Annotated in this window: 11 protein-coding genes and 1 riboswitch; of the genes, 7 read left to right on the forward strand and 4 right to left on the reverse strand. The window is 72.6% G+C overall.

The window, feature by feature from the left end; translation table 11 throughout:
* Nucleotides 1–20: 20 nt before the first annotated feature.
* Together ACFZCF_RS28990 and ACFZCF_RS28995 are read right to left on the reverse strand one after the other, a co-directional pair.
* Nucleotides 21–1,604, reverse strand: coding sequence for a hypothetical protein (locus ACFZCF_RS28990; RefSeq protein WP_391289861.1), 1,584 nt, complete (start codon nt 1,602–1,604; stop codon nt 21–23).
* 75 nt (nt 1,605–1,679) lie between these two features.
* The gene (locus ACFZCF_RS28995; protein ID WP_388438944.1) at nt 1,680–2,648 is read right to left on the reverse strand and encodes a glucosyl-3-phosphoglycerate synthase; all 969 of its coding nucleotides are present in this window, start codon (nt 2,646–2,648) and stop codon (nt 1,680–1,682) included.
* A gap of 121 nt (nt 2,649–2,769) precedes the next feature.
* Nucleotides 2,770–2,912: riboswitch (SAM riboswitch) on the forward strand.
* On the opposite strand from ACFZCF_RS28995, the gene thrC reads away from it, so the two are divergent.
* The 4 genes from thrC (at nt 2,897) to groL (ending at nt 7,476) form a co-directional block, all read left to right on the forward strand.
* Complete coding sequence (thrC, locus tag ACFZCF_RS29000) at nt 2,897–4,240, forward strand: threonine synthase (RefSeq protein ID WP_391289863.1); 1,344 nt, start codon at nt 2,897–2,899, stop codon at nt 4,238–4,240. It overlaps the preceding riboswitch by 16 nt.
* A gap of 32 nt (nt 4,241–4,272) precedes the next feature.
* The gene (locus ACFZCF_RS29005) at nt 4,273–4,551 is read left to right on the forward strand and encodes a MoaD/ThiS family protein (protein ID WP_128985002.1); all 279 of its coding nucleotides are present in this window, start codon (nt 4,273–4,275) and stop codon (nt 4,549–4,551) included.
* A gap of 415 nt (nt 4,552–4,966) precedes the next feature.
* Entirely contained in the window at nt 4,967–5,170 is a 204-nt protein-coding gene (locus ACFZCF_RS29010; RefSeq protein ID WP_030498267.1) for a cold-shock protein, read from the forward strand.
* 683 nt (nt 5,171–5,853) lie between these two features.
* Entirely contained in the window at nt 5,854–7,476 is a 1,623-nt protein-coding gene (gene groL / locus ACFZCF_RS29015) for a chaperonin GroEL (protein ID WP_043226129.1), read from the forward strand.
* A gap of 95 nt (nt 7,477–7,571) precedes the next feature.
* On the opposite strand, the gene ACFZCF_RS29020 is transcribed toward groL, so the two are convergent.
* Complete coding sequence (locus ACFZCF_RS29020; RefSeq protein WP_391289866.1) at nt 7,572–7,904, reverse strand: deoxyxylulose-5-phosphate synthase; 333 nt, start codon at nt 7,902–7,904, stop codon at nt 7,572–7,574.
* A gap of 200 nt (nt 7,905–8,104) precedes the next feature.
* Between ACFZCF_RS29020 and ACFZCF_RS29025 the strand changes: the two genes are divergently transcribed.
* Nucleotides 8,105–11,227 (forward strand): FG-GAP-like repeat-containing protein, encoded by a 3,123-nt coding sequence (locus ACFZCF_RS29025; RefSeq protein WP_391289868.1) that lies wholly within the window; start codon nt 8,105–8,107, stop codon nt 11,225–11,227.
* Nucleotides 11,228–11,291: 64 nt separating this feature from the next.
* On the opposite strand, the gene ACFZCF_RS29030 is transcribed toward ACFZCF_RS29025, so the two are convergent.
* On the reverse strand, nt 11,292–12,038 hold the full coding sequence (locus ACFZCF_RS29030; RefSeq protein WP_391289870.1) for a methyltransferase domain-containing protein: 747 nt from the start codon (nt 12,036–12,038) through the stop codon (nt 11,292–11,294).
* A 488-nt stretch (nt 12,039–12,526) separates the two neighbouring features.
* Here ACFZCF_RS29030 and ACFZCF_RS29035 point away from each other — a divergent pair, with 488 nt between their 5' ends.
* Entirely contained in the window at nt 12,527–15,667 is a 3,141-nt protein-coding gene (locus ACFZCF_RS29035) for an FG-GAP-like repeat-containing protein (RefSeq protein WP_391289872.1), read from the forward strand.
* Nucleotides 15,668–15,762: 95 nt separating this feature from the next.
* Nucleotides 15,763–16,752, forward strand: coding sequence for an oxidoreductase (locus ACFZCF_RS29040; protein WP_388438518.1), 990 nt, complete (start codon nt 15,763–15,765; stop codon nt 16,750–16,752).
* Nucleotides 16,753–16,757 lie beyond the last annotated feature (5 nt).

Consider the following 16,757-nt stretch of genomic DNA (forward strand, 5'->3'; position numbering starts at 1 on the left):
TCAGCCGGGGTCGCCCCCGTTCAGCCGCGTCGACCGCGCAGTGCCGCCCGCGCCACCAGGCCCGTGCCGGCGAGCACCACCGCCAGCGCCCCGAGCAGCCACAGCCGCTCGCCGTGGGCGCCGGTCTCGGCCATGGAGCCGCCGGGGCCGCCTCGGGGGCCGCCGTGGGGGCCCGGGCCGGTGGCGGGAGGGGCTACGACGGTGAGCGCGGAGGAGGAAGGGGACGGCGGGTCGGCCGGGTCGGTCGGGTCGGTCGAGTAAGCCGGGCCGGTCCGGCCGGCGGTGGGCTCCGTGGCCGGATCCGTGGGTGCTGCCGTCCGGGCCGTCTGGGCCGTCTGGGGCGTCCGTGTCGCCGATTCCGACGGTTCCGACGGTGTCGTCGGTTGCGACGGCTGCGGTGTCGTCGGGGTCGGGGCCGGGGCCGGTTTCTTGAGCTCCGGGGTCGCCGTCCGGGTGACCTCCAGGTCCGCCACGGGCACCGAGAAGGCGAGGGCGGCGGGCACGTAGGTGTCGCCGTCGGTGGCGAAGGACAGGTCGGCGGAGGTCGCTCCGACCGGGATCGCGCCGTCGGGGACGTCGACCTCCTTCGCGTCGATCGACAGGTTGTCGACCAGGTCGGGGGAGACCGCGCCGTCGCCCTCCCCGGCGAAGAAGTCGTCCGTGGTGCCGGCGGAGGCCCCGGTGACCTCCTTCCCGCCGACGAGGAACCGGTCGCCCGGGGTGCTCCGGTCGCCCTCGTACGCCGTCACGCTCGCCCGCGCCTTCCCCGGGGCGCGGCGGAAGCCGTCCACCGTGACCGTCGTCGCCGGGGAGCCCGGGCGCTGGACCACGTGCCCGCCGAGGAGGTGGACGGAGCGCCGTTCCGGTGCCTTCGCCGGGTCGGGGCCCGGGAAGCGGTGGACCACGGTGAGGGACCAACCGGCGACGCAGCCCTTGCCGTTCGGCGCCCAGACGCCGCTCACGCCGACCGCGAGCGGCGCGTCCGCCCCCGTGACGCCCGCGAAGGCGGCGGTCACGTCGGATTCGCCCGTGTAGTAGTGCGGGCCGTGGGCGTCGGCGGGGTCGACGACCATGCTGTCGATCGAGACGGGAGCCGCCGCCCGCGCGCCGACCGCGAGCAGCGGGGCCGTCGTGGCCGGGTCGCCGGGGGACGGCGCCACGTCGGCGCCCGAGGGGGCGCAGCGCTCCAGCTCCGCGCCGCCGGTCGCCCGGTACGTGCCGTCGTTGCCGCCCCAGGAGAGGCGGGCGTACGCCACCTCGGCGCCCTCGGGAAGCCGGACCCGGCCGGTGCTGGAGCCGTACGCGCCGCCGGTGCGGGCGGTGTCGAGGCGGCGCGTCACGAAGGTGTCGTTCGTGTCCGTGCCCTCGCCCGCGGTGGCGGCCGCGCAGCGGGCCGCCAGGTCGGCGGGGGCCGCCGGGCAGCCCGTGACGGTGTTGCCGACGGTGGTGAAGTCCCCGTAGAGGGACGCCTGGTACCGCTCCCCGAAGGGTTCGACGACATCGGCGGCGGCCGGCGGGGCCGCCGCCGCCGGCCAGAGCGGGCCCGCGGCGAGCAGACCCACCGCGAGCACCCGGAGGAGCGAGTGTGATGATCCGAAGCGCATAAAAGGGAAATGTAGGCACATCCCATGATTCACGGACGTTACGCCACGCGCTGCGCCCGTACGCCCCCGGCGCCCCTACGCCACGCGGCGCTGCGCGTACTCCGTGATCTCGGCCATCGGCGGGCGCTCCTCCGTGTCCACCGCGTACGTGTGCGGGACGAAGCCGTCCTCGCCCCGCTCGAACTGGGTGATCCAGGGCCGTACGAGATGGCCCCGGGAGAGCCGCAGCTGCGCCGTGCGGTAGATCGCCGCCGCCATCCGGCCCAGTGCCTGCCCGTCCTGGTGCCGGTGCTTGCGGACCCCGACGTCCACCTGCGCGAGGGCGTCCAGGCCCACCGTGTGCAGCGCGTCGACGAGCAGGCCCAGCTCCACCCCGTAACCGACGGGGAAGGGGAGCCGTTCGAGCAGCGAGCGCCGGGCCGCGTACTCGCCGCCCAGCGGCTGCACGAAGCCGGCCAGCCGCGGCCAGTGCAGATTGAGCAGGGGGCGCGCCACCAGCTCCGTCACGCGACCGCCCTGACCTGGGATCTCACCCGAGCCGGGCCCGTCGGACCCCGTGTCGAAGGGGCGGTCGTACATCGCCTTCACGAACTCGACGTCCGGGTCGGTGAGGAGCGGGCCCACGATCCCCGTGACGAAGTCCGCCGAGAAGTCCCTCAGGTCCGCGTCCACGAAGCAGACCACGTCCCCGCCCGTCGCCATGAGCGAGCGCCACAGCACCTCGCCCTTGCCCGGGAGCGTCGGGATGCGGGGGAGGACGTCGTCGCGGGCGACGACGCGCGCGCCGGCCGCCGCCGCGACCTCGGCGGTGCGGTCGGTGGAGCCCGAGTCGATCACCACCAGCTCGTCGACGAGCGGCACCGCCTCGGTCATCAGCTCGCGCCGGATCACGCCGACGATGTCGCCGACCGTCGCCTCCTCGTTCAGCGCGGGCAGCACCACGCTGACCGTCGTCCCCCGCTTCGCGGCGAGCAGCCGCTCCAGGGGTCGGTCGGACACGGACCAGGACCGCCGGGTCAGCCAGCGCTCCACTTCTTCCAGCAACGTGATCTCCATCTCGCGGATCGGACGACCGTCTCCACCTTCGAAGCCTTCGGTTACAGTCTTGAACAACGCGGATGCCCGATGCATCTCGGGGTGCCGCCCGCGTCTCACAATCGAATACCGCTCATCCAGAGGGGCAGAGGGATACGGCCCGTTGAAGCCCCGGCAACCCTCCAGTCGGTTTGTCTTGCGCCAGCGAGGCCCCCGACTAGGGAAGGTGCCAAATCCGTCTCATGGCGAAATGCGTCATGAGGAAGATGAGGAGAAAGGGCCTCGCCTCCATGGCTGTACAGACCTCCGCACCCGCTGCCCCCGCCGCCGACGCCTCCGGCGCCACCGTCGATCTCGGTCCCGCGTCCGGGCTTTCCTGTCGCGAATGCGGCGAGGTCTTCGCCCTCGGCCCGATCTTCGCCTGCGAGCTCTGCTTCGGTCCCCTCGAAGTCGCCTACGAACTGCCCGTCGGCGACCCGGAGGAGCTGCGGAAGCGCATCGAGGCCGGCCCCGCGAACATCTGGCGCTACGCCCCCCTGCTGCCCGTCCCCGCCGACGTCGCCGACAAGCCGAACCTGAACCCCGGCTGGACCCCGCTCGTCAAGGCCGACAACCTCGCCCGCGAGCTCGGCGTCGCCCCCGGCAAGCTCTTCGTCAAGGACGACTCCGGCAACCCGACCCACTCCTTCAAGGACCGGGTCGTCGCCCAGGCCATCGAAGCCGCCCGCGCCTTCGGCTTCACCACCCTCTCCTGCTCCTCCACCGGCAACCTCGCCGGCGCCGTCGGCGCCGCCGCCGCCCGCGCCGGCTTCCGCTCCTGCGTCTTCATCCCGCACGACCTGGAGCAGGGCAAGGTCGTCATGGCCGGTGTCTACGGCGGCGACCTGGTCGCCATCGAGGGCAACTACGACGACGTCAACCGCTTCTGCTCGGAGCTCATCGGCGACCCGCTCGGCGAGGGCTGGGGCTTCGTGAACGTCAACCTCCGCCCGTACTACGGCGAGGGCTCCAAGACGCTCGCGTACGAGATCTGCGAGCAGCTCGGCTGGGTCATCCCCGACCAGCTGGTCATCCCCATCGCCTCCGGCTCCCAGCTCACCAAGATCGACAAGGGGCTCCAGGAGCTCATCAAGCTGGGCCTCGTCGCGGACAAGCCGTACAAGATTTTCGGCGCCCAGGCGGAGGGCTGCTCCCCGGTGTCCACGGCCTTCAAGGCCGGCCACGACGTCGTGCGCCCCCAGAAGCCGAACACCATCGCCAAGTCCCTGGCGATCGGCAACCCGGCCGACGGCCCGTACGTCCTCGACATCGCCCGCCGCACCGGCGGCGCGGTGGAGGACGTGAACGACGAGCAGGTCGTGGACGCGATCAAGCTGCTCGCCCGGACCGAGGGCATCTTCGCCGAGACGGCGGGCGGCGTGACCGTCGGCGTGACCCGCAAGCTCGTCGAGGCCGGCGTCATCGACCCGAACCTCACCACCGTCGTCCTCAACACCGGTGACGGGCTCAAGACCCTGGACGCCGTTGCCGACAGTTCTCAGGCGACCGCCACCATTCGCCCGAGCCTGGACGCGTTCCGCGACGCGGGCCTGGCCCACTGACACCCGCCGACACCCGTACGGAGAGCATCGACATGGCCGTGAACGTCCGCATCCCCACCATCCTCCGCACCTACACCGGCGGCCAGGCCGAGGTCCCCGCCGAGGGCGCCACCCTCGCCGAGGTCATCGCCGACCTGGAGAAGAACCACACCGGCATCGCCGCCCGCGTCCTGGACGACCAGGGCAAGCTGCGCCGCTTCGTGAACGTCTACGTGAACGACGACGACGTCCGCTTCGAGCAGGGCCTGGAGACCGCCACGCCGGACGGCGCGGGCGTCTCGATCATCCCGGCCGTCGCCGGCGGCTGCTGACGCTTACCCGTTGGTAGCCCTCCGCTCCAGAATTGCCCCCTCCGCGACAGAAAGCGGAGGGGGCAATTCTGCATGGTTGAGCGCGATAGAGTTGGGGAAGCCCCCTCCGCCGCTCATGCCAGCCGCATATGAGAGCGGGCCCGGACCTGACGAGAACGGGCCAAGAAGCGGCCGAAAAGCATAGGCACTCTGCCCCTTATGCCGCTTTCGCCCGGCCCGAGTTGCCCTGCAATTCATGCATTTCTCCCCGATTCCCCTTTCCGCGCCTTCCAGAATTCCCGGCGGATTGCCCTGTTGCAGAGGGCAGTTGGACAGATACATTCAGCCGCGGTCGACGCGTTCCGGCGCAGGTTCTGACCCGGGTCCGTGAAGTGCGGATCCGCGCAAGGGCCAGTAAGTAATAGGGGAGTTAGGCATGGCTCAGGGCACCGTCAAGTGGTTCAACGCGGAGAAGGGCTACGGCTTCATCGCGGTCGACGGTGGTGCGGATGTTTTCGTCCACTACAGCGCCATCCAGATGGATGGGTACCGCAGCCTCGAAGAGGGCCAGCGAGTCGAGTTCGAGATCTCGCAGGGTCAGAAGGGTCCGCAGGCGGACATGGTCAAGGTGACCGCCTGAGGCGCGGCGCGATCGGCCACCGACGTCTCGTCGTCGAGGGGCCCGCATCCCCCGGGATGCGGGCCCCTCACGCGTCCCCGGCCACCTCTCGCCCCCTGACGGACACCTTTCCCGGCGCCTGGATGGTGTCCCCTTCGGTGCCTGACGGATGGCGGACGCCTCCTCGCGCCTGACGAATGCCGTGCCGGCGCCCTGCGGACATCTCCCTGGGCCCCGGGGCGCGCCCGGGCGCCCCGCACGCGTAGCCACCGCCGGCTCCGGCGTGCGGCACGGCGTCCCGCCGCTGCCGGCGCCGCCGGCTCCCGCGCGGCGTCCGTCGGCGTCCCGCCGCCGCGAGCCGCGGCGGCTCCCGCGCGCAGTCGCGGCGTCCCCCGCTGCGGCGCCACCGACCTGCGGTCATCCCCGGCGCCCCCGCCGCCGTCGGCGGCGTCCGGTCCCGGACGTGTCCTCGTGCGCGGGTGGCGTGGAGGTGCCCGATCCACGAGAGTCGCTTGCACTCGCATGGGTCGAGTGCTAATCATTGGCGTTAGCACTCGGAAGGTGAGAGTGCTACGAGGATCGGGCAGACGAGGCCGACGACCCGGGTGGGGCAAGGAACCACGCGGAACGCGGAGGCCGTCCGTCGCGGGCGTCGGCGCGGTCCTGGAGCGTTATCCACCCCATGTCCGGGAGGACCACTTCACATGGCCAAGATCATCGCGTTCGACGAGGAGGCCCGGCGCGGTCTCGAGCGCGGCATGAACCAGCTCGCTGACGCCGTCAAGGTCACCCTTGGCCCCAAGGGCCGCAACGTCGTCCTCGAGAAGAAGTGGGGCGCCCCCACGATCACCAACGATGGTGTCTCCATCGCCAAGGAGATCGAGCTCGAGGACCCGTACGAGAAGATCGGCGCCGAGCTGGTCAAGGAAGTCGCCAAGAAGACGGACGACGTCGCCGGCGACGGTACGACCACCGCCACCGTCCTCGCCCAGGCGCTCGTCCGCGAGGGCCTCCGCAACGTCGCCGCCGGTGCCAACCCGATGGCCCTCAAGCGCGGCATCGAGAAGGCCGTCGAGGCCGTCTCCGGCGCCCTGCTCGACCAGGCGAAGGAGGTCGAGACGAAGGAGCAGATCGCCTCCACCGCCTCCATCTCCGCCGCCGACACCCAGATCGGCGAGCTCATCGCCGAGGCCATGGACAAGGTCGGCAAGGAAGGCGTCATCACCGTCGAGGAGTCGCAGACCTTCGGTCTGGAGCTCGAGCTCACCGAGGGCATGCGCTTCGACAAGGGCTACATCTCGGCGTACTTCGCGACCGACATGGAGCGCATGGAGGCCTCCCTGGAGGACCCCTACCTCCTGATCGTCAACTCCAAGATCTCCTCGGTGAAGGACCTCCTCCCGCTCCTGGAGAAGGTCATGCAGTCGGGCAAGCCGCTGCTGATCATCGCCGAGGACGTCGAGGGCGAGGCCCTGTCGACCCTGGTCGTCAACAAGATCCGCGGCACCTTCCGCTCCGTCGCGGTCAAGGCCCCGGGCTTCGGCGACCGCCGCAAGGCCATGCTCCAGGACATCGCCATCCTCACCGGCGGCACGGTCATCTCCGAGGAGGTCGGCCTCAAGCTGGAGTCGGCCGGTCTCGACCTCCTGGGCCGCGCCCGCAAGGTCGTCATCACCAAGGACGAGACCACCATCGTCGACGGTGCCGGTGACAGCGAGCAGGTCGCGGGCCGCGTGAACCAGATCCGCGCCGAGATCGAGAACAGCGACTCCGACTACGACCGCGAGAAGCTCCAGGAGCGCCTCGCGAAGCTCGCCGGCGGCGTGGCGGTCATCAAGGCCGGTGCCGCGACCGAGGTCGAGCTCAAGGAGCGCAAGCACCGCATCGAGGACGCCGTGCGCAACGCCAAGGCGGCCGTCGAGGAGGGCATCGTCGCCGGCGGTGGCGTGGCCCTGCTCCAGGCCTCCAGCGTCTTCGAGAAGCTGGAGCTGGACGGCGACGAGGCCACCGGTGCCGCGATCGTCAAGCTCGCCCTGGAGGCCCCGATCAAGCAGATCGCGGTCAACGCCGGCCTCGAGGGCGGCGTCGTGGTCGAGAAGGTGCGCAACCTGACCCCGGGCCACGGCCTCAACGCCGCGACCGGCGAGTACGTCGACCTGGTCGCCGAGGGCATCATCGACCCGGCCAAGGTGACGCGCTCCGCGCTGCAGAACGCCGCGTCGATCGCCGCGCTGTTCCTCACCACCGAGGCCGTCATCGCCGACAAGCCGGAGAAGGCCGCGGCCCCGGCCGGCGGCGGCATGCCGGGCGGTGACATGGACTTCTGATCCTGAACGGATCGGTGGTTCATCGCTGAACGCGAACGCCGAGGGCGGCACTCCCCGCGAAGGGGGGTGCCGCCCTCGGCGCGTTCGCGGCCCCTTCAGACGACCGGCCGGACGAGCGCCTCCGCGAGCGGCTCCCCCGTCCGGCGCGCGTACGCCACCCGCGCCTTCACCTCGGAGAGCGTCCGGGGCCGGTAGCCGGGCCCGCACCCTTGACAGCAGCTGGTGCGGAACCGCACCCCCGCGTGCAGCAGCACCGACAGCACCCGCCACCCCTCGCCGTCCCGCCGCCGCGGCGGTTGGAACGCGGTGCCGACCCCGGTCATCGGCTCCCCGCACCGCGGACACCGGTGCTCGGGCCCGTGCTCGCGCCCCTGCTTGTACGAGGCTCGGCAGGGGAGACACACGTACGAACTCCGCTGGATTCCCATGGGGGCAGGGTAGGGGGGCGGACGTCCCTGGCATGCCGGTTTCGAGCGGATGTACGATCACCCCAGCCGGCAGGTGGGGGGGCATCGGGCCGGCGCCCGCGCGTACCGCCGTGGCCGTCCGTCCGTCTGCCGTGCCGCCGTTCCCGCGTACCCCTCAGCGACCTGTCGTCACCGACGCTTTCGTATGAGGGAGACCCCTTTTGTCCGTTCGAAGAACGGTCGCGCTCGCGCTGAGCGCGGCCCTGGCCGTCACCGGCCTCACGGCCGCGGCCCCGGCCGCCGTGGCGGCCGACACCGCGCCGTTCGAGTTGACGATCCGCGAGAGCGTCGAGCAGGGCACCCTGCCGCCGCACACCCTCCGGGCTGCCGGCCGGTCCGGCTTCCAGCTGTCCTGGGGCCCGGAGACGCGCTGGTACGACAGGACGTGGGGGCCCATCCTGCGCGCCCCGGAGTGCCCGACCGCCGACGAGGCCTACGCCTACGGTGACCTGTACGTCTGCCCCGACCCGGAGAGCGGCGGCGCCACCGTCCACGACTTCGTGGCCAAGCGGACCGACCGGGTGGCGACGACGGCCGGAGAGACGTGGCTGCCGCTCGTCGCCGGACGCCAGCTGGTCCGGGTCCAGCCCGGCACCGATGGCGTCACCCTCTCCTTCCACGGGTTCGGGACGAACGCGCCCGCCGACCGCGAGGTCCGGCTCCCGGGCGCCACCTCGCAGCCGCAGGTGTTCACCCAGGACGACACGACCGCGGTCATCGGCTACGCCACCGGGGCCACCCGTGCCGTCGTGCTGCTCGACTTCGCCACCGGCACCGTCACCCCGCTGACGCATACGGACTTCACGGTCGCCTCGGCCTCGCTCGACGAGGACCGGATCGCCCTCGGGGGCGGCGCCGGGACCGCGAAGGTCCTCGTCCTGTCCCGTACCGAGCCCGCCGCACCGGCGCGCGAGGTCACGCTGCCGCAGGAGGTCGCCGACGCCACCGCGGTGCCCGGTCTGTTGGGTGACTGGGTCATCGGCAGGAGTGCCGTGCCCGACTGGGGCGACATCACCGACGCCGCCGCCCTGTGGGCCGTCCCGCTCGGCGGGGGCGAGGCCCGCCGGCTCGCGGCGACCGTGCACCGCGGCGCCGCCGTCCTCCCCGACCAGGACGGCGCGCTCCACACCGTGGGCGTCACCGGGGACAGGTCCGGTCTGCTGCGGATCACCCAGGACGCCGCCGGGGTGCCCGTCGTGGAGCCGAAGTACCACAGCCTCGGCGCGCCGTACCCGGTGGAGGGCCTGACCCTGTCCCACGGCTATGTCGTGGCGCAGCACGCCTCTCCCTCTTCGGGCTACCGCCGGCTGAGGGGAGAGAACCTCGCCTACACGGCGCACGGCGATGGCACCGCGTGGGGCTGTGACGCTCTGAGCGGGCGAACCCACTGCCCGCAGTTCGAATCGAGCGCGACGTCCCAGCGCTGGTGGGCTGACAACGGCGACGAGGAGGTGATCACCCTGCAGCGGGCCGACAAGCCGGGCTGCGTCGGTTGCGCCGTCGCCGTGCAGGTGACGCCGCACCCGCACCGGGGGCAGTACGACGAACCCCGCACGGTCGTGCTCCCGTACGCGACCCCGCTCAAGGCCAAGACGATCCTCCAGGCCTCGGGCCGGTACGTGCACTTCCTGGCGACCTCCGGCACCACCACCCGCTCCCTCGTCGCGGACATCGAGACCGGTCAGGTGCTCCGGGACTCCACGAACCTGAACCAGTGGCTCTGGGGAGGCCAGTTGTGGACCGGCTCCGCCACGAACGGCACGGTCTCGGCGGTCGACGTCCGGACCGGGGCGACCGTCGCCACCGCCGACCTGGGCACCAGCTGCGCCTTCACGGGCCTTGAGGTCGTCGGCAAGTGGATCATGCGGCGGTGCGCCTCCGCCCCGGGTTCCGTCGTCGTTCACGACCGTGAGACGAAGAAGTCGGTGTGGACCCGCATTCCGGCCGCCGCCAAGCCGCAGCTCGGCGACGGGTTCATCGCCTACACCGCCACCGGGGCCACCACGGGCCTGTACGTGGAGGACGTCCTGTCCGGTACGGCGGTGGAGCGTCACCTCGGCGACCTCGCGGCCGGCCGCGACCAGTACGTGGGCCAGGGCTGGACGGTGGACCGCCACGAACGGACCGTCGCGTTCGTCGACTCCTGGGAGTCGATCAGGGCCGTCGGCCTCGGCGGCGCCACCAGCCGCCTCACCGTCGCCGACGCCGACGTACCGACCACGGTCGACTTCAAGATCAGGAACGCCGCGTGGAAGCCCCGCTGGTGGCTGTCGAAGAGGGGCTACATCGGGCAGCTGATCCTGAAGGACAAGCTGACCGGGAGGACCGTACGGAGCATCACCCCCTATGGCGGGGACCTCGGTCCGGAAGGCGCCGTCTGGGACGGCAGGGACGCCGGCGGCGCCTACGTGCCGAACGGCATGTACACCTGGACCCTCACCATGAAGCCTTCGGACGGGGCGGGCGCCGATCTGGTCCAGTCCGGGACCCTGCGGGTGGCCGGCGGCAAGCCCGTCTGGCGTGACCTCGCCGGGGGCGACGCCGCCGGTGACCTGCTGGCCGTCGATTCCCTCGGCGCCGTATCGATGTACCGGGGCAACGGCACGGGCGGCCTGTCGGGGAAAATCGCCGGGACGGGGACGAAGTTCCCCTCAGGGACGATCCTCATGCCCTTCGGGGACACGAACGACGACCGCTGCAACGACGTGCTCGCGCGCGTCGGGAACGAGCTGCGGGCCTATCGCCCCGGCTGCGGCAAGGTCGTCTCGGCCTCGTCGCCGTACACCCTGATCGGCACCGGCTGGGCGCAGTTCGACCGGCTCACCGCGCCCGGTGACGTCAACGGTGACGGCCACCCTGACGTGATCGCCCGTCAGGCCTCCACCGGCAACATGTTCTTCTACGCCGGCACCTCCGCGGCCTACCTGAAGCCCCGCGTGGGCATCGGGGCCGACTGGAAGCTGTACACGACGATCGTGGGCGTCGGGGACATGAACAAGGACGGCCGCGCCGACCTGGTCGCGGTCGATCGCGCCGGCACCCTGTGGCGGTACGACGGCACGACGAGCGGTCGTCTGACGGCCCGCGTCCCGCTCGGCGGCGGCTGGGGCGTGTACTCCGCCATGGCCGGCGTCGGCGACGTGGACGGGGACCGGCGGGGCGACCTGGTCGCCCGGAGCACCGACGGCAAGCTGTGGCGGTACTCCTCCGACGGCCGGGGGAAGTGGGGCGGCCGGGTGCTGATCGGCACCGGCGGCTGGAACACGTTCAAGAGCCTGTTCTAGGAGCCGGTGGGAAAGCGGGGGAGGCCCGGGGCGTACGCCCCGGGCCTCCCTTTTTCGCCTTCCGTCACGGCTCGCGGCGGAAGAGGGCCGTCCAGAGGAAGCTCTCCCCGAAACGGGGGGAGTCCGCGGGTTCGGCGCGCATGCGGCGGACCTCCAGCGGCGTCAGGTCCGCGAAGACGGCGCGGAGGTCGGCGTCGGTGTAGGCGAGGCCGCCTTCCAGGGCGCCCGCGCGGTAGAGGTCGGCGTCGGGCCGCTCGGAGCCCATGCCGCCCTCGCCGGCCGCGAACGCGGTCAGCGCGAACGTGCCGCCGGGGGCGAGGACGCGGTCCAGGAGGGCGAGGTAGCTGACGCGGCGGTGCGGCGGGAGGTGGTGGAAGCAGCCGGAGTCGTACACGAGGTCGTAGGGGCCCTCGACGGTGCCGGGGGCGAAGGCGTCGCCGCGGCGGAAGCGGACGCCCGTCGTGCCGGTCTCGCGGGCGCGTTCCTCCGCCCATCGAAGGGCGGTCGCGGAGAGGTCGACGCCGTCCACCTCGTAGCCGAGCGAGGCCAGGTGGAGGGTGTTGCGGCCGGGGCCGCAGCCCAGGTCGAGCGCCCGTCCGCCGCCCTTGATCAGGCCGCGGGCGGCGTACGACACCAGGTTCTCGTCCGGCTTCGGGACGAAGAACGGCACGGGCCGGTCGCGGTCCCCGTAGAAGCCGTCCCACCAGTCCGCCCCGCCCTCCGTCCACCGGTCGGCACCGGGCGCGAACAGCCCGTCCAGCAGCGCCAGTACGTCCTCGACCGTGCGGATCCTGCGGTCCGTCCCTGCCATGTGGAGCTCCCCTCGACGTGACTTCCAGGGTAGGGGCAGAGGGGTAAATGCGCAGCTCAGAGAGGGTGTTGGGGGCGGTGAAGGAGAGGCTGGGAGGGAGGTGGGCGCGGTGGTCGGGAGGCGGTGGAACCCGTGCCCAGGGAGGGCGCGAGAACGCGGCGGAGGAGGCGTTCCGGGCCCGCGAGGGGCCTTCCCGCGGGACGCCGGGGAGGGTTTCCGGGGCCGGCCCCTCTCGGTGGCGGCGGTGTTTCGCGTGGCTGTACGATCCGGCTGTCGGCAGGTGGGGGGCCTCTTGAGCCGACATCTCGGCTCGTCGCCCGCGCCCCTTGGCGTGCCGCGTCTTCCGTACCCCCGCGCAGCCTGTCGTCATCGACGTCCGTCGACTTCACGTCCGTCGACTTCACGTCCGTCGACTTCACGACCGTCGACTTCACGTCCGTCGACTTCACGTCCGTCGACTTCGACTTCCGTACGAGGGGGACCCCTTCTTGTCCGTTCGTAGAGCCGTCGCGCTCGGGCTGAGCGCCGTGCTGGGCCTCACCGGCCTCGCGGCCGGCGCCGCGCCGAGTGCCGTGGCCGCTTCCACCAGTCCGTACGAGGTGACGATCCCGGCGCCGCCGAGCGCCACCCCGCCGCCCCAGCAGCTCTTCGGCGCGGGCGCCGGTGTGCTGACCGCCGACGCCGCGAGCGGTCGGCTGCGCTGGCAGAGTCTGGCGGACGGGAGGGTGGAGCTCCGCGCGTTCTGCGACTCCTCCGACCGCATCGCGTACTTCGGCGACCGGTTCGCTTGCGTCGGTTACCACGGGGACGCGTCCGAGGGGGTGGTGTACGACTTCGCCACCGGCGCCACCCTGTCCCGCATCCGACCCGAAGGCCACACCTGGCTGCGGGCCTTCGACGCGGACCGGCTGCTCGCCTACCGCACGGGGGCCGACGGGGCCGTGACCCTGCGTCTGCTGAGCCTCGGCGGGACGATCCCCGGGGACACCGACGTCACCACGGACGAGCGGATCGTCGGCCGGCCCGAGGTGCTGGCCTTCGACGGCGCGGGCGTCGTCGTGTCCTACGCGCGGGCCGACGGGAGCAGTGCCGTCGGCCTTCTCGACTTCGGCGCCGGGACGCTCGTCCCGCTGGCACTCGGCGACAACCTCCCCGCCTACCCGAAGGCCGCGCTCGGCGGCGGGCGCGTCGCCGTGTACGACAGGTACAGCGCGCTGAAGGCGTACGTCGTCCCGCGGGCGACCCCCGCGGTGCCCGTCACGCCGGTCACGCTGCCCGGCACCCTGGCCGACGGGGGCAGCTTCGGCCTCCTCGGCGACTGGATCGTCGGCCACTACGGCGACCGTGACCTCCCGCGCGCGCTGAAGGCGGTCTCGATCCCCGGCGGTGCCGTCCGGGACCTGGGCGTGCGCGCCGCGCACGACGCCGAGATCCGTACGGCTTCGACAGGGTCGACCCTGTACGCGGTCGGCGGCACCGACTCCACCCACTGGGGGGTGCGGCGCGTCACCCTCGACGCCGCCACCGGTGTGCCGGTCACCGCGCAGGTGCTGAGCACTCCGCCCCAGCCGCTCCAGCGGAGCGGGCTGACGCTCGCGGCCGGGCGGCTCACCACCGAGCACACGGACGGCCCGAAGCGGGAGCTCGTCCGTTACGACCTCTCCTTGACCGAGCCGCGGACCGCGACGCGGCGCTGGAGCTGTGACGCCGTCGCCGGCGACGCCGCGAACTGCCCGCCGACCACCACCGCGGGGGAGGTCGTCTCGACGCGGTGGATCGACACCGGTGACGGCAGGCTGGTCACCCTCCGCACCGAGGACCTCCCGCCGTTCCGCGGCGACCCGCCGTGCATCGGCTGCGTCGTCAAGGTCCAGGTGACGACGACCGGCACCGGCGGGACCACGCGTACGGTCCAGCTGGACACCACCCGAAAGCTGACCCCCGGGCTTCTGCTCGGCGCGAGCGGACGCTACCTGCACTTCCTCGCCTACGAGAACTACGAGGTCAAGTCCGTCGTCGTCGACATCGAGACCGGCAAGGTCCTCTCCGTGTCGAGCAACGGCAGGCAGGCGGTGTCGGGCACCTGGCTCTGGACGGGGTCCCCGGTGGACGACGCGGCCTCGGCGATCGACCTGCGCACCGGAGCCACCGTCGCCACGGCCGACCTCGGCAGCGACTGTGTCGCGAACCAGTTCGATGCCCTCGGCAAGTGGCTGTTCGCTCTCTGCGGCGACTCCACCACCGCCGTCGTGCACAATCGCGAGACGAAGAAGTCCGTCCGGTTCTCCGTCGACCGGTACAGCGACCAGGCGGCGTTGGGCGACGGCTTCCTCGTCTCCACCGCGTCCTCCAGCGGGACCGGGGGTGAACGGGTGGTCGTCACCGACGTCCGGTCCGGCACCGCCGTCACCCGCACCCTCGGCGCGATGCCGGCCGGCACGACGAACCGCAACCAGACGTGGACCGTCGACCGGCTCGGCGGCGCCGTCGCGTACCTCGACCCCCAGCAGGCGATCCGGGTGGTCGGTCTCGGCGGTGACACCAGCCGGCTGGCCGCCGTCGACGCGACCGTCGCCGCTTCCGTGAACGTCAAGGCGACAGCCTGGAAGCCTCGTTGGTGGGTCAGCAAGCCCGGTTTCTGGACGCTGACGCTCAAGAACAAGGCGAGCGGGAAGGTGGTCCGGACGCTGACCGGCGAGGCCCGTGGCCTCGTCGCGCCGTCCTGGGACGGGAAGAACGCGGCCGGCGGGTACGTCGCCAACGGGGCTCACACCTGGTCGTTGGCGGTGGAACCGGCGGACGGGCAGGGGGCGGACCTCGTTCTGTCCGGCAACCTGGCCGTGACCGGAGCCGGCGCGGTGTGGCGGGACATGGCGGGGGACGACGGGTTCGGCGACCTGCTGGCGATGGACGCGGCCGGGGCGATGTCGCTGTACCGGGGCACGGGGACGGGCGGGCTGTCGTCGCGTACCACCGGCGTCGGGAACGCGTTCGCCACCGGCTCGCTGTTCGTGCCGGTCGGGGACCTGAACGGTGACCGGTGCGCGGACGTGTTCGTCCGCGTGGGCGGTGAGCTGCGGGCGTACCGGCCGGGGTGCGGCAAGGCCCTGACGGCGTCGTCCCCGTACACGCTCGTCGGATCGGGCTGGGGGCAGTACGACCGGCTCACGTCCCCCGGTGACGTCAACGGGGACGGATACGCGGACCTGGTCGTCCGACAGGCGTCCACCGGTGACATGTACTTCTACGGCGGGACGGCCACGCACCTGCTGAAGGGGCGGGTGAGGATCGCCGCCGACTGGAAGCTGTACAAGCGGATCCAGGGTGCCGGGGACCTGAACGGCGACGGGCGGGGTGACCTGCTCGGGGTCGACGCGGCCGGTGTGCTGTGGCGGTATCACGGAACCGCGACCGGTGGGGTGACCCCGCGGGTGAAGGTCGGCGGCGGCTGGGGCGTGTACTCGGCTCTCGTCGGCGTCGGTGACGTGTCCGGGGACGGGCGGGCCGATCTGGTGGCGCGGACCACGGACGGAAAGCTGTACCGGTATTCGTCGACGGGGACCGGTGCGTACGGTGGCCGCGTGTTGATCGGGACCGGCGGCTGGAACGGGTTCAAGGGCCTGTTCTGACGGGCGTACCCCTCCTCTGTTCGCCGTCGGCGCACTCGGTGTGCCGACGGCGAACCCGCGTCCGCGGAAGGGGAGTCGGGTGGTCGACTGGGCGCATGGACATTCTGGTGCTGGGTGGGACCGCTTGGGTGGGCCGCGAGGTGTCGCGGCGGGCGTTGGAGCGGGGGCACGCGGTGACGTGTCTCGCGCGCGGGGAGAGCGGGGAGGTGGCCGAGGGGGCCGAACTGGTCGTCGCGGACCGGCGGGAGCCGGGGGCGTACGACGGGCTGGCCGGGCGGCGGTGGGACGCCGTCGTCGAGGTGTCGTGGCAGCCGGGGTTCGTGAAGGGGGCGCTCGCGGCGCTGGGCGGGCGGGCCCGGCACTGGACGTACGTGTCGTCGGGGAACGTGTACGCCTCGCAGGCCGAGGTCGGGGCCGACGAGTCCGCGGCGCTGCTCGCGCCGACCGAACGCGACGAGGTCGGGCGCGAGGCGTACGGGGAGGCGAAGGCGGCCTGCGAGCTCGCGTCGGTCGCCGCCGTCGGGGACCGGCTGCTGGTCGCCCGGGCCGGGCTCATCGGCGGCCCCGGTGACGTCAGCGGCCGCACCGGTTACTGGGCGGCCCGGGCGGCCCGGGACCCGGAGGCGCCGCTGCTGGTGCCGGACGAGCCGGAGCTGCCGACCCGGGTCGTCGACGTGCGTGACCTCGCCGAGTGGATCCTGGACTCGGCCGAGAAGGGGCTGACGGGGGCGTACGACGCGGTGGGGCCGAACGTGCCCCTCGGCGAGTGGATCGAGCTGTCCCGGGCGGCCGCCGGGCACCGCGGGCCCGTGGTGCGGGCGGGTTCGGCCTGGCTCCTGGAGCAGGGCGTGGAGGAGTTCATGGGGCCCGAGTCGCTGCCGCTGTGGATCGTGGCGGAGGACTGGAGCGGCTTCCAGGCGCGTTCGGGTGCCGCGGCGGCCGCCGCCGGGCTCCGGCAGCGGCCGCGGGGGGAACTGATCGCCGACACCCTCGCCTGGGAGCGGGAGCAGGGCCTCGACCGGGAGCGCCGGGCCGGTCTCAGCCCGGCGCGGGAGGCCGAACTGCTGCGGCTGCTGGGCGAGTAGGGCCG

This window comes from Streptomyces sp. NPDC007945 (assembly GCF_042958885.1).
Classification (GTDB): Bacteria; Actinomycetota; Actinomycetes; order Streptomycetales; family Streptomycetaceae; genus Streptomyces.